At 72.0% G+C, this 12,602-nt stretch carries 11 protein-coding genes; 3 read left to right on the plus strand and 8 right to left on the minus strand.

Going from position 1 to position 12,602, the window contains the following annotated elements:
- Nucleotides 1-158: 158 nt before the first annotated feature.
- Nucleotides 159-374 carry a heavy-metal-associated domain-containing protein gene (locus SZN_RS43385; protein WP_007502686.1) on the plus strand — a complete coding sequence of 72 codons (216 nt, stop codon included), beginning with the start codon at nt 159-161 and terminating at the stop codon, nt 372-374.
- Between the two features lie 63 nt (nt 375-437).
- A complete protein-coding gene (locus SZN_RS30715; RefSeq protein WP_007502688.1) occupies nt 438-2,696 on the plus strand; it encodes a heavy metal translocating P-type ATPase in 2,259 nt (752 codons plus the stop codon).
- Between the two features lie 68 nt (nt 2,697-2,764).
- On the opposite strand, the gene SZN_RS30720 is transcribed toward SZN_RS30715, so the two are convergent.
- A complete protein-coding gene (locus tag SZN_RS30720) occupies nt 2,765-3,217 on the minus strand; it encodes a phospholipase (RefSeq protein ID WP_007502690.1) in 453 nt (150 codons plus the stop codon).
- A 415-nt stretch (nt 3,218-3,632) separates the two neighbouring features.
- Here SZN_RS30720 and SZN_RS30725 point away from each other — a divergent pair, with 415 nt between their 5' ends.
- A complete protein-coding gene (locus tag SZN_RS30725; protein ID WP_139063616.1) occupies nt 3,633-3,959 on the plus strand; it encodes a hypothetical protein in 327 nt (108 codons plus the stop codon).
- A gap of 7 nt (nt 3,960-3,966) precedes the next feature.
- On the opposite strand, the gene SZN_RS30730 is transcribed toward SZN_RS30725, so the two are convergent.
- The 7 genes from SZN_RS30730 to SZN_RS30765 all read right to left on the minus strand — a co-directional run bounded on the left by SZN_RS30730 (nt 3,967) and on the right by SZN_RS30765 (nt 12,485).
- Nucleotides 3,967-4,377 carry a VOC family protein gene (locus SZN_RS30730; RefSeq protein WP_007502693.1) on the minus strand — a complete coding sequence of 137 codons (411 nt, stop codon included), beginning with the start codon at nt 4,375-4,377 and terminating at the stop codon, nt 3,967-3,969.
- A gap of 96 nt (nt 4,378-4,473) precedes the next feature.
- On the minus strand, nt 4,474-6,372 hold the full coding sequence (gene htpG / locus SZN_RS30735; RefSeq protein ID WP_007502695.1) for a molecular chaperone HtpG: 1,899 nt from the start codon (nt 6,370-6,372) through the stop codon (nt 4,474-4,476).
- 86 nt (nt 6,373-6,458) lie between these two features.
- A complete protein-coding gene (locus SZN_RS30740) occupies nt 6,459-7,178 on the minus strand; it encodes a class F sortase (RefSeq protein ID WP_007502697.1) in 720 nt (239 codons plus the stop codon).
- Between the two features lie 115 nt (nt 7,179-7,293).
- Nucleotides 7,294-7,890, minus strand: a complete 597-nt coding sequence (locus tag SZN_RS30745) for a hypothetical protein (protein ID WP_007502698.1) — start codon at nt 7,888-7,890, stop codon at nt 7,294-7,296.
- A gap of 951 nt (nt 7,891-8,841) precedes the next feature.
- Nucleotides 8,842-9,438, minus strand: coding sequence for a TetR/AcrR family transcriptional regulator (locus SZN_RS30755; protein WP_007502700.1), 597 nt, complete (start codon nt 9,436-9,438; stop codon nt 8,842-8,844).
- A gap of 19 nt (nt 9,439-9,457) precedes the next feature.
- Nucleotides 9,458-11,521, minus strand: a complete 2,064-nt coding sequence (locus SZN_RS30760) for a discoidin domain-containing protein (RefSeq protein ID WP_007502701.1) — start codon at nt 11,519-11,521, stop codon at nt 9,458-9,460.
- A gap of 187 nt (nt 11,522-11,708) precedes the next feature.
- Nucleotides 11,709-12,485: a class I SAM-dependent methyltransferase gene (locus SZN_RS30765; protein WP_007502702.1), complete on the minus strand. Its 777-nt coding sequence runs from the start codon at nt 12,483-12,485 to the stop codon at nt 11,709-11,711.
- Nucleotides 12,486-12,602: the final 117 nt, after the last annotated feature.

Consider the following 12,602-nt stretch of genomic DNA (forward strand, 5'->3'; position numbering starts at 1 on the left):
TGGGTGCCTCAATGCACTTCACCATACCCCTGGGGGGTATCAAGTCAAGCGGATCGCGCCTTGCCTCTGCTACCCCCTGGGGGTATACATGGACACCGGCGACGATACCCCTGCCCCGTATCCCGCCGGACACCGGACCCGGGCACTCGGGAGGACCCATGACCAGCACGACGTACGCCGTCTCCGGGATGAGCTGCGGCCACTGCGAGGCGGCCGTCACCGAGGCCGTCGGCAGGCTGGACGGCGTCACCCGCGTCGCCGTCGACGTCCCGGGCGGACGGGTGACCGTCACCAGCGCCGGGGAGCCCGACGACGCCCGCGTGGCCGGGGCCGTCGACGACGCCGGCTACGAGATGACCGGCCGCGCCGCCTGACGCGCCTGCGAACCCGCCGGGGACCGGCCCGGCCCCGCCCGCCCCCCGTTATCTGGAGCAGCGATGACCACCACCGCGTCCGACGCCGCGACGACCGAGGTCGAGCTCGCCATCGGCGGCATGACCTGCGCCTCGTGCGCGGCGCGCGTCGAGAAGAAGCTCAACCGCATGGACGGCGTGCGCGCCACCGTCAACTACGCCACCGAGAAGGCGAAGGTCAGCTACGGCGGTGACGTCTCCGTGGAGGAGCTGATCGCCGCCGTCGAGGCCACCGGGTACAGCGCGCGCGAGCCGGCCCCGCCCGCGCCCGAGGAGAGCGGCCGGGACGAGCCGGACGGCGAACTGCGGTCGCTGCGCGAGCGGTTGATCACCGCGGTGGTGCTGTCGGTGCCGGTGGTCGCGATGGCCATGATCCCGGCCCTGCAGTTCACGTACTGGCAGTGGCTGTCCCTGGCGCTGGCGGCGCCCGTGGTGACGTATGCCGCCTGGCCCTTCCACCGGGCGGCGTTCACCCATCTGCGGCACGGTGCCGCCACGATGGACACGCTGATCTCGGTCGGCACCTCGGCGGCCTTCCTGTGGTCCCTGTGGGCGCTGTTCCTCGGTTCGGCGGGCGAGCCGGGGATGACCCACCCCTTCCGGCTGACGATCTCGCGCGGTGACGGCTCGGGCAACATCTACCTGGAGGCGGCCGCGGGGGTCACCGCCTTCATCCTGGCCGGGCGCTACTTCGAGGCGCGCTCCAAGCGCAAGGCGGGCGCGGCCCTGAGGGCCCTGCTGGAGCTGGGCGCCAGGAACGTCACCGTCCTCGACGCACAGGGCGGCGAACGGACCGTGCCGGTGGCCGAGTTGAGGGTCGGCGACCGCTTCCTGGTCCGCCCCGGCGAGAAGATCGCCACCGACGGGACCGTCGTGGAGGGCAGTTCCGCCGTGGACGCCTCCATGCTCACCGGAGAGTCCGTGCCGGTCGAGGTCGCCGTGGGAGACCCGGTCACCGGCGCCACGCTCAACGCGGGCGGGCGGCTCGTGGTGGAGGCCACCCGCGTGGGCGCCGACACCCGACTCGCGCGGATGGCGCGGCTGGTGGAGGACGCGCAGAACGGCAAGGCCGCCGCCCAGCGGCTCGCGGACCGGATCTCCGCCGTCTTCGTGCCGGTCGTGATCGCTCTCGCGGTGGCCACCCTCGGCTTCTGGCTCGGCAACGGCGCCGGAGCGTCCGCCGCCTTCACCGCCGCGGTGGCCGTCCTGATCATCGCCTGCCCCTGCGCGCTGGGCCTGGCCACGCCGACCGCCCTCATGGTGGGCACCGGCCGCGGCGCGCAGCTCGGCATCCTGATCAAGGGGCCCGAGGTGCTGGAGTCCACCCGCAGGGTCGACGCCGTCGTCCTCGACAAGACGGGCACCGTGACCACCGGCCGGATGACCCTGCTCGCCGTGACCCCCGCCGCCGGCGTCGCCGAGGAGGACGTGCTGCGCCTCGCGGGGGCGCTGGAGCACGCCTCCGAGCACCCGGTCGCCCGCGCCGTGGCCGACGGGGCGCTGGACAGGCTCGGTTCCCTGCCCGCGCCCGAGGACTTCGCGAACGTCCCCGGACTCGGGGTGCGGGGCGTGGTCGGGGGCCACGCGGTCCTCGTCGGCCGCGAACGCCTGCTGGACGCACGGGCCGTCGCGCTGCCGCAGGAGCTGCGGCGGGCGAAGGAGCGCGCCGAGGCGTCCGGGCGCACCGCCGTCGCGGTGGCCTGGGACGGTGCGGCGCGGGCCGTGCTGGAGGTCGCCGACGCGGTCAAGGAGACCAGCCCGGAGGCGATCCAGCGGCTGCGCGCCCTCGGCCTCACCCCGATCCTGCTGACCGGCGACAACGAGACCGTCGCCCACGCGGTCGCCCGCGAGGTCGGCATCGCACCCGAGCACGTCGTCGCCGAGGTGCTGCCGCAGGACAAGGCCGAGGTCGTCAAGCGGCTCCAGGCCGAGGGCCGTTCGGTCGCGATGGTCGGGGACGGCGTCAACGACGCGGCGGCGCTCGCGCAGGCCGACCTGGGGCTCGCGATGGGCACCGGCACGGACGCCGCGATCGAGGCGGGCGACCTGACGCTGGTCCGCGGCGATCTGCGGGCGGCCGCCGACGCCATCCGGCTCGCCCGGCGGACGCTGGGCACCATCCGGTCGAACCTGTTCTGGGCGTTCGCCTACAACGTCGCCGCTCTGCCGCTCGCGGCGGCGGGGCTGCTCAGCCCGATGATCGCCGGTGCGGCGATGGCCTTCTCCTCGGTCTTCGTGGTCGGCAACTCCCAGCGGCTGCGCTCGTTCCGGCCCGCCGGCTGAGGCCCGCGGGGCGCAGGGGCACGGGGAGGGCGTCGCGCGCGGCGCCCTCCCCGTGGTGCGGGCGGGTGTCAGCCGAAGGCCCTGACCGCCTGGTAGTAGGTCCACGCGGTGCTGTTGCAGGCGGTCTTGGACGCGCCGCCGTAGCCCGCGCAGACCCGCTTGAGGTCCTCGTAGAAGGCGCTGTCGAGGCGGGCCTTGTTGGCACTGAAGGTGCCCTGCGCCTTGTAGTTGCGGTAGCCGAAGTCGTGGCGGGCACAGGACGTGGAGAACGGGAAGCCGAAGGGGTTGTCCGGGGAGCTGGAGCAGTAGTCGGTGGACCAGTCGAACCCGTAGGCCGACCAGGCGGACTGGTTGGCGCGCGCGGCGGTCCAGGCGTTGTAGCTGGACGCGCTGGTCTGCGTCCAACTCGACAGCACCTGGGGCTTGTCGGCGGGAGCCGCGTCGGCCGCCGAGGCGGCGGCGACGAGGGTCACGAGGGAGAGGGCCGAGGCGGCGAGACCGGTGGTGAGCGTGCGGCGCATTCCACACCTCCATGAGGCTGCGGCCCGCCCGTCGGGTCGCAGGTTCATGACAAGATGATTCACATCTGAACGGCCCCTTCACACCCCTCGCGGCCCAATGGACCGTTAACTCATGGACTTCCGAGGAGATCGGGGGATGAACTCCCCCTCGAACCGCCCCGGCGGCCGTCCCGTCACCGCAGGGGTACGGAACGTCTCATTCCGTGGTAGGCACACACCAGTTGACGCGAACGACGGTGGGGGCGCTGTGTTCGGTGGGCGGGTGGCCGCGGCGGGGATCGCGGCCGGAGTGCTGGCGCTGACCGGCTGTTCCCCGGGCGGCGGCGGGGCGCGGGAGGGTGCCGGGGCCCCGGCGAGCGCGTCCTCTGCGCGTCCCGGCCCGCCCTCCCGGGCCCCCGTCACCGGAGCGGATCAGGTGCTCGTCACCCTGGTGGTCACCGGCGGGTACGCGGGTGTGGACCAGGAGGTGGTCCTGCGGGGCGACGGCACGGTCCGCACCCGCGACAGGGGTGAGCGCGCCCTCCGCCCGCTCCGCCCGGCCGAGTTCACCGAACTGCGCACGCTGCTCGGCGACCCTGCGCTGGCGGACGTCCCCGCCGACACGCGGAGCAGGGAGGTCGCGGACCTGGCCCAGTACGAGGTGCGCTTCGCCGGGCGCACGGTCCGCACGGACCTGTCCGCCAAGGAGCCCGCGCTCGACCGGCTCGTCCACGCGCTGAGCGCGTGGCTGCCGGACCGCTGACCCGCGCTCAGCCGCCCTGCCCGGCGATGTTCACCATCCAGGTGACGCCGAAGCGGTCGGTGCACATCCCGAAGACGTCACCCCACATCTGCTTCTCCAGGGGCACGGCCACCGAGGCGCCCGAGGACAGCTTGTCCCAGTAGCCGCGCAGTTCGGCCTCGTCGTCCCCGCTGAGGCTGACCGCGACGGTGTCGCCCGGACGGTGGTCGCCGGTCGGGGAGTCGGCGGCCATCAGCGTGAGGCCGCCGGGGCTCTCCAGCATCCCGTGCATGATCTTGTCGGCCATCGGGGTGTCCTGCTGGCCGAACTCGGCGTACGTGTTGACCTCCAGGGTGCCGCCGAAGACCTCCTGGTAGAACTCCAGCGCCCGGCGGGCGTCGCCGGCGAAGGTGATGTACGGGTTGAGACGCGAGGCCATGACTCCTCCGGGAGCGGGCGGGGATCCGACTCCACGAACGTAGCGCGGGCCACCGGCAACGGCCCGCGCTGACGTCCACATGGCTCACGGGCGCACCTACAGGGTGCGCTCCAGGCGCTCCGCGACCAGCTTCACGAAGCGTGCCGGGTCCTTGGGCTGGCCCCCCTCGGCGAGCACGGCCAGGGCGTGCAGCAGATCGGCCGACTCACCGAGGGCGTCGCGGTCCTCGCGCTCCCGGTACGCCTGGTTGAGGCCCTTCACCAGGGGATGGTCGGCGTTCAGCTCCAGGATCCGCCTGGTGCGGGGCACCTCCTGGCCCATCGCCCGGTACATGTGCTCCAGGGCGGGTGTCAGATCCTGGGCGTCGGAGACGACGCAGGCCGCCGAGACGGTCAGGCGCGTCGACAGGCGCACCTCCTTGATGTCCTCCTCCAGCCGCTCCCCCATCCACCCGAGCAGCCCGGCGTACTCCTCGGCCTGCTTCTCGCGCTCCTCGCCGGCCTGCTCGCCGTCCTCGGCGTCCAGGTCGAGTTCGCCCTTGGTGACGGACCGCAGCCGCTTGCCCGCGTGCTCGCCGACGGCGTCGACCCACACCTCGTCGACGGGGTCCGTCAGCAGCAGCACCTCGATGCCCCTGTCGCGGAACGCCTCCATGTGCGGGGAGTTCTCGACGGCCTGCCGGGAGTCGCCGGTGATGTAGTAGATGTCGTCCTGGCCGTCCTTCATCCGCTCCACGTACTGCGCGACGGTGGTCGGCTCGTCGTCGGCGCGGGTGCTCGCGAACGACGCGACGGCGAGGATCGCCTCGCGGTTGTCGGAGTCGGTGATCAGGCCCTCCTTGACCACCGCGCCGAACTCCCGCCAGAAGGTGGCGTAGCGCTCGGCGTCCTTGGCCATGAAGTCCTTGACGGTGGACAGGACCTTCTTCGTCAGCCGGCGCTGCATCATCCGGATGTGCCGGTCCTGCTGGAGGATCTCGCGCGAGACGTTGAGCGAGAGGTCCTGCGCGTCGACGACGCCCTTGACGAAGCGCAGGTAGGGCGGCAGCAGTTCCTCGCAGTCGTCCATGATGAAGACGCGCTTGACGTAGAGCTGGACGCCGCGGCGGTACTCCCTGGTGAACAGGTCGTGCGGGGCCTGGGCGGGCACGAACAGCAGGGCCTGGTACTCGAAGGTGCCCTCCGCCTGGAGCCGGATCGTCTCCAGGGGTTCGCGCCAGTCGTGGCTGATGTGCTTGTACAGCTCGTGGTACTCGTCGTCGGACACCTCCTCGCGCGAGCGCGCCCACAGCGCCTTCATGCTGTTCAGCGTCTCGGGCTCGGGGGCCTCCGCCCCCTCGGCGGCCTCGGGGACCGTCCGGATCGGCCAGGTGATGAAGTCCGAGTACCGCTTGACGATCTCCTTGACCGTCCAGGGCGAGGTGTAGTCGTGCAGCTGGTTCTCGGGGTCCGCGGGCTTGAGGTGGAGCGTGACGGAGGTGCCCTGGGGGGCGTCCTCGACGCTCTGCAGCGTGTACGTGGCCTCGCCGCGGGAGGTCCAGCGCGTGCCCCGGTCCTCACCGGCCCGCCGGGTCGTCAGCGTCACCTCGTCGGCCGCCATGAAGCCCGAGTAGAAGCCGACGCCGAACTGGCCGATCAGCCCCTCGGCGCCGGCGCCGTCCTTGGCCTCGCGCAGTTCCTGGAGGAAGGTGGCCGTGCCCGAGTTGGCGATGGTGCCGATGAGCCGGCCGACCTCCTCGTACGACATCCCGATGCCGTTGTCCCGCACGGTGAGGGTACGGGCCTCCTTGTCGATGTCGATGGCGATGTGCAGGTCGGACACATCGGCGTCCAGCGCGTCGTCCCGCAGCTTCTCCAGGCGCAGCTTGTCGAGCGCGTCGGAGGCGTTGGAGATGAGTTCGCGCAGGAAGACATCCTTGTTCGAGTAGACCGAGTGGATCATCAACTGGAGGAGTTGACGGGCTTCTACCTGGAACTCAAACGTCTCGGTCGGCATGGTGGGCGACTACCTCACAGGTCCGGTCTCCGAAATGGGTCGCAGTCACTGTAGGCCACGACATCTGGGCGGAGAGCGGCAGTTGCTCACACCAGGCGGGCGAAGACGACCAGGTTCGCGGTGTAGTCCATGGCCGAGCGGTCGTAGTTGCCCGCGCAGGTGATGAGGCGGACCTCGGCCCGGGGCGAGTCCCGGTAGACGCGGTCGCTCGGGAAGTAGTCCTTGTCGAACGTCTGTACCTCGCTGACCTCGAAGGACGCCTTGCGCCCGTCGGCGCGCAGCACCTGGAAGCGGTCGCCCTCGCGCAGTCCTTCGAGGTTCGCGAACACCGCGGGGGCCGTCTTGGTGTCGACGTGGCCGGCGATGATCGACGTGCCCCGTTCGCCCGGGGACGCTCCCTTGGCGTACCAGCCGACGAGGTTCGTGTCGTTGGGCGGCGGGGGCTGGAGCTGCCCCCCGCGCCCGATGGCGAGGTCGGTGAAGGGCGCGTCGACCGAGATCTTGGGGATGAGCAGGCGGACCGGCCGGGACCGCGCCAGGTGCTTGCCGTCGGTGGCGGTGCCGGACGAGCCGGAGGAGGCGGACGCGTCCGCGCCGGCCGTGGGCGACGCCGCCGGCGGGGCCTGCGAGACGCGGCCGGCGCCGGTCGAGTCGTCCTGGCCGCCGGTGAGGGCCACCACCAGGACCAGGGCGCCGACGACGCTCCAGAACGCCACGCTCGCACGCCGTCTCCGCTGCGAGGACACGGAACCTGGGTCGGTGCCGACCGGGTCGGGTTCGGGGGACGTGGGACTGCCGGCGACCATCGGGCACACCTCACTGGGACAGGGCAGCGGATACGGCGGGGAGCGGTGCGGGCGCGGCCGTCGCGACGTGCGGGGCACGTGCGACGGCCACAGCGGCTACGGGGACGGGCACGGGTCAGGCGAGGCCGCCGGCCTTCTTGCGGCGCATGGCGTACATGCCGGTGCCCGCGACGCCGAGGACGGCCAGACCGGCGGCCGTGACACTCGGCGTGGCGAGGCCGCCGCCACCGGTGTGCATGCCGCCGAGCGGCTTGCCGCGGTCACCGCCGCCCTCGCCGCGGGACTCGTCCCGGTCACCGCCCCAGGAGTCGCCCTTCTCCTGGTCACCGCCGCCCCAGGAGTCGTTGTCGCCCTTCCAGGAGTCGTTCCCGCGCTCCTCGCCGCCCTTCCAGGGCTCCTTGCCGGGGCCCTGGTCCTTGTTGCGGTAGGTGTCCGGGTCGTACTTGGGGTCCTTGTCGCCGCCCCAGTCGTCGCCGTTGCCCACGGCGGCAAGCGCTCCGCCACCCGTGCGCATCCCGCCACGCGGCTCGTCGCGCTTGTCGTCCTTGTCGCGCTCCTTGCTGTAGGACTGGTCTTCGGACTTGTCCCGCTCCTTGCTGTAGGAACCGTCGTCATTGCCCCAGTCACCCATGGTGACGGCGTAGGCGGTGGGCGTGATCGCCAGCGCGGCCGTGGCCGTCGCGGTGGCGAGCAGCATGCGGACAGAACGCATAGGAGAGTCCTTCCGTCACGACCTGGGCGGCTGACGTTTCATCACCACTGGAGCCAGGCCCTGACGTGATCCACCGTCAGTCATGTCGTGTGATCGCACCATTCGGGGCGTTCACACGGGTTAAGCTCCCACTCCGTCGGCCCTGTCCGGGACCGGCTCCCAGCCCCCCGCCTCGCCCCTCACCTGCGGTTTCGTCCGGCCGGGTCTGCCGCGGCCACGGCTGGTGAGGCACGGGGGGTGCCTCCGCAGCGCGGCCCTGTCGCCCTCTTCCCGAGCCCCGCGGGCCGCCGCGGGCGCGTTCCGCGCGACGCCCGGGGGCCGTGTGGCGGGCCGGGCGCCCCGGACCGGGGCGGAGCCCGCCGCACCGCCCCGACCTGCGCCTTCGCAGCAGCGGGACGCCTGCTTCGACGATGCCGAGTGTCTCGCGGTCGGGCTGGACGCGGTCGGGCACGCGGGGGAGCCGCTGTGGGACGGCAGCCGCCCCGTCACCGCGCTGTACATGTTCGTGCACGCTTTCCACCCGCCGGCCTTCATCATCCTTTCCGGTTGTCTCTCCCGCGGTTTCGAGGGCCGTCCGGAGCAGCCGAGGCGGCTGGTCACCGCGCTGCTCGTGCCGTACGTCGTGTTCGGGACGGCGTACACGCCGTTCACCCGGTGGACGGACCCGGGCCGGAGCGCCCGCTTCACGGCTTCGCCGTCCGGTCCGCGGCGTACTTCGGCCGGTACGACCCGGCGCGGCCGCGGGGGCCGCTCGGGCCTGCGGCCGTCGCCGCGGTCGCCTTCGCGGTGGTGACGGGGCTGTGCTCGCCGCCCGTGCGCCACGCGGTGCGCGGTGCGCGGCGCGGCGGAGCCGCGGACGGAGTGGCTGTTCCGTCGGCCGGGCGCGGACCGGGACGCGCGACCGCCCGTCGCGCGCGGCCGACGGCCGCCGTTCGGGCGGGGCGTCACCGGTCAGGGATCGCGCACCAGACCGGCGACGTGCGCGGTGACCGTGTCGAGGATGCCGTTCCAGGCGGCGTCGTCGCCGAGCACCAGCCAGTTGAGGGTCAGCCCGTCGGTCATGGCGGCCAGGTAGCGGGCGAGGACCGGTGCGGGCACCCGCAGGCGCAGGCCCATGGTGTGCCGCAGCTGGTCGATGAGCGCGGCGTACGTCGCGGCGTACAGCTCGTACTGGCGCCGTGCCAGATGCCCGAACCCGGGCTCGCGCATGGCGTACTGCGCGAGTTCGTACGTCAGCATGTGCTCGTCGGGATGGGCGCGGACGTGGTCCCAGTAGGCCTGGAAGCCGGCCCGGACGGTCTCCTCCAGGGTGTCGCGGGGCTTCAGCGCCTCCTTGACCACCGTCACGTAGTGCCCGGTGATGGTGGTGATGACGGACTCGATCAGCTCCTGCTTGGAGTCGAAGCAGTAGTGGAACACGCTCAGCGAGACGCCCGCCTCAGCGGCGATGGACCGGGTGGTCGTCCTGGGGACGCCGTCCCGGGCCATCGCCCTGATCGCCGCTTCGGTGAGCTGTCGCCGCCGTTCGGCGGACGGCAGCCGTGCCATGGAGCCCCTCTCGTCGCTGTCAGCCGCTCCGGACGCCGACCTCGCTCAGGGAGTAACCCCATTCGGTGCCGCGTTTGAGCCCTTGGACGCGTACGTATCTGGCCGGTGCGGGGTCGAACCTGGCGGTGTCCAGGCCGCCGTCGCCCGCGGTCGTGGACCAGGCGGTGCGCCAGTTCACACCGTCGGTGGACAGGTCGATGCGGTAGGACCTGCCGTAGGCGCGCTCCCAGTCGAGGGTGACCCGCCCGACCGACCGGGTGCCGCCGAGGTCCACGGTCAGCGACTGGTCGTCGCTCCAGTCGCTGGCCCAGCGGGTGCCGCGGTCGCCGTCGACGGCGCGGCCCGGCTGGTAGCTGGTGATCGGGTTCCACTCCGAGGAGCTGGCCGACGCCGGCGCCCCGCGCGCGAGGTCGGCGCCCGGCCGGTACGCCTCGGAGGCCCCCCAGGTGTCGAGATAGGACTCTGCTCCCTTGAACAGGTCGTTCACCGTGCTCTGGCCGCCGACGCGCCGGATGTCCTCGATCCAGTCGGGGACCATGCCGTACTGCGCGCCGCCGTCGGTGTTGAAGTCCCAGGTGCGCTGCCCCGCGGTCTGGCGGTCGATGACGGAACCGCCGTCGACGCTCTTGAACGGGTACGTCACCTTGTCGGGGGCGTCCGCTCCGCGGGGTGCCGGCCAGCCGCCGACCCCGTTCATGTCGGTGCCGTAGCCGTAGCCCACGCCGTACTTGTCCCGCAGGGCCTTGGTGCGGCCGGCCTGCTCGACGAAGGACTTGGAGCCGTTCATGTACTGGGCGGTGAAACCGCCGACGCCGTAGACGCGGTCGGTCCAGTTCGAGTCCATCCAGCTGTGCGAGGAGATGACGCCGGGGTAGGACGCGGACTCGAAGATGTCGAGCACTCGGCCCGCGGCCTTGACGCTCATATGGTCGAGTTCCAGCATCATGTTGCGTTTCATCATGCCGCGGACGGCGTACTCCCCCAGATCGGTGAGTCCTCTGACGTTGCACTGCGCGTCCGCGCTGTAGGAGGGAACGGACACGCCGTCCGGGAGCTTCTTCTCCGCCTCGGCCGCCGCGGCGTTGCCGATGGGGTTGTCCTGCTCGCGGCCCGGACACTGCCCGGTCTTCCAGAAGGTGCCGGTCGACAGGAACTGGCCGACGTTGATCGCCGTGCCGAGGGTGCCCGAGTCGAACCGCACCCCGCACAGCGCGTTGTCGAACTTGTGGCACATGAACATGCTGCGCACGCCCAGTCCGTACAGTTCGTCCAGGCCCTTGTCGATGTCCTCCTTGCTGCACTGGGGGACGTCGAGGACCTGTTTGCAGCCGAAGGGTTCGGAGGTCTCGACGCCGAGGACGACCGCGAGTCTGCCCTGCTGCACGACCTGGCGTGCCATGGCGCTGTCGGTGACGATGCGGAACCAGCCCTTGCCCGGCCCGCCGTACATCTTGTCGATGAACGCCTGCATGTCGTAGGAGAGTTTGGCCTGGAGGCGGATGGAGGTCATCTCGTCGCAGCCGCGGTCCTTGAAGAAGTAGACCGAGCAGATCACACCGTTGGTGACGAGGTCGTTGACCAGGACGCGCTGGCCGCCGCGCCAGGCGCGCTCCAGCCAGGCGTAGTAGTTCTGCTGGTGGGTGAGCGAGTCGTTGGCCGGCCAGTCCTTGAAGGTGGGCCAGCCGACCGGGTCGTGCTTGCCGTCGCCGCCCTTGGTGAGGAAGTCGAAGACGGCGAGCGAGCCGTCGGGGTAGTGCTCGGAGCAGTCCTTGAGCGCGTCGCCGACGCCCTGCTCGGAGAACGGCTTTCCGCAGATCAGCCGTCCGCCGAACGCCTCGTTGGAGAAGACGTGGTTGTGCGTGTCCACGAAGCCGCGCACGTCGCCCGCCGCGTCGGTGCCCTTGAACGGCTCGCCGGTGACATTGACCTGCGCGTCCGGCGCGGGCCGCGCGGTGGGGGTCCACCAGTCGGTGCCGGCCGTCGCGCCGGGCGAGGAGCCCAGCATCAGGGACAGCACGAGCAGCAGGAGCGACACCACGGTGATGTTCTTGCGTCGGCGGTACGGGCGTCCGGCTCTGGTCACGGCCCACGTCCCTCGGTCGGCGGGATGGCGGGGTCGACGAATCCGGCGGCCGGGCCGCGGCTCCCGGGCGACGGGGCCGGCCCGGCGACCGGATTGTCATGGCCTCGCTATATGTGCGACGAGGATGACCACTCACGCCGTACGAGTCAAGGGTCCGGGACAGATGACCTACTGACGGGTCACCGGCTCAACTGCCGTGCGAGACACGGATCTTGGACTGGCCATGCGGGAGTTCCTCCCAGTCCTGCATGAACCGGGCCCGCAGACCGTGCCGCTCGGCCAGCGCGAGCAGGGTCTCGGTGCGGTAGTAGAAGTCCTCGCGCAGGACGTGGTGTTCGGGGCCCTCGGTGCGGTCGAAGGTGAAGTCGAACCAGCCGCCGGGCGCCAGCACCCGGCCGACCCGGGAGAGGCACTGCTCGATCACCGGGAGCGGCGAGTGCGAGAAGACGCTGTGGGCGTGCACGACGTCGAAGTGGGCGTCGGGCAGGAACGCGAGGCTCAGGTCGCGCACCGGGGCCAGGACGGGCAGCCGCGCCTGGAGCCCCCGCTCCACCACGGTGTCCTGCGCGGCGAAGAGGATGTCCGGCGAGATGTCGATGCCGTAGTAGTGGCCGGGCTCCAGATGGCGGATGAACCGCCAGCCGCCCCGCAGGTTGCCGCAGCCGATCTCCAGCATCCGGTGCTCGGGCCGCAGTCCGTGTCCGACCAGGTAGTCGAACTGGAGCGCGCCCAGCGCCAGCCACCGCTCGCGGCTGCGGCTGCCGACCGCGGCGTCCGGGTCGGCCCGGGTGTCGGAGCGCATCACGGCGCGGTAGTAGGAGACGTGGTCCCGGTGCCGGTGGCGCAGCCACAGGTCGCGGGCGCCGCGCGCCAGGTGGCGGGGGACGCGGTCCGGGTGGCGCAGGGCGTAGGCGAGGCGGTGGCCGACGGCCGAGCGGTCGGCGGTGAGGTTCTTGGCGGGCATCGGATCGGGCCTTCCTGGGGAGGCGTCACCTTCGAGGATGCGCAGAGGGGAGGCGGGGCGCCATGGGGGCGGGGGGCACGGTGGGGCCGGAGGTGAGGTGCGCCGCGGGGCGCCGGG

The organism is Streptomyces zinciresistens K42 (assembly GCF_000225525.1).
GTDB classification, from domain to species: Bacteria; Actinomycetota; Actinomycetes; order Streptomycetales; family Streptomycetaceae; genus Streptomyces; species Streptomyces zinciresistens.

Coding starts and splice junctions, on each gene's coding strand:
- SZN_RS30765 (WP_007502702.1), bottom strand. CDS start 12,485: ATGCCCGCCAAGAACCTCACCGCCGACCGCTCGGCCGTCGGCCACCGC.
- SZN_RS43385 (WP_007502686.1), top strand. CDS start 159: ATGACCAGCACGACGTACGCCGTCTCCGGGATGAGCTGCGGCCACTGC.
- SZN_RS30715 (WP_007502688.1), top strand. CDS start 438: ATGACCACCACCGCGTCCGACGCCGCGACGACCGAGGTCGAGCTCGCC.
- SZN_RS30720 (WP_007502690.1), bottom strand. CDS start 3,217: ATGCGCCGCACGCTCACCACCGGTCTCGCCGCCTCGGCCCTCTCCCTC.
- SZN_RS30740 (WP_007502697.1), bottom strand. CDS start 7,178: ATGGTCGCCGGCAGTCCCACGTCCCCCGAACCCGACCCGGTCGGCACC.
- SZN_RS30755 (WP_007502700.1), bottom strand. CDS start 9,438: ATGGCACGGCTGCCGTCCGCCGAACGGCGGCGACAGCTCACCGAAGCG.
- htpG (WP_007502695.1), bottom strand. CDS start 6,372: ATGCCGACCGAGACGTTTGAGTTCCAGGTAGAAGCCCGTCAACTCCTC.
- SZN_RS30730 (WP_007502693.1), bottom strand. CDS start 4,377: ATGGCCTCGCGTCTCAACCCGTACATCACCTTCGCCGGCGACGCCCGC.
- SZN_RS30745 (WP_007502698.1), bottom strand. CDS start 7,890: ATGCGTTCTGTCCGCATGCTGCTCGCCACCGCGACGGCCACGGCCGCG.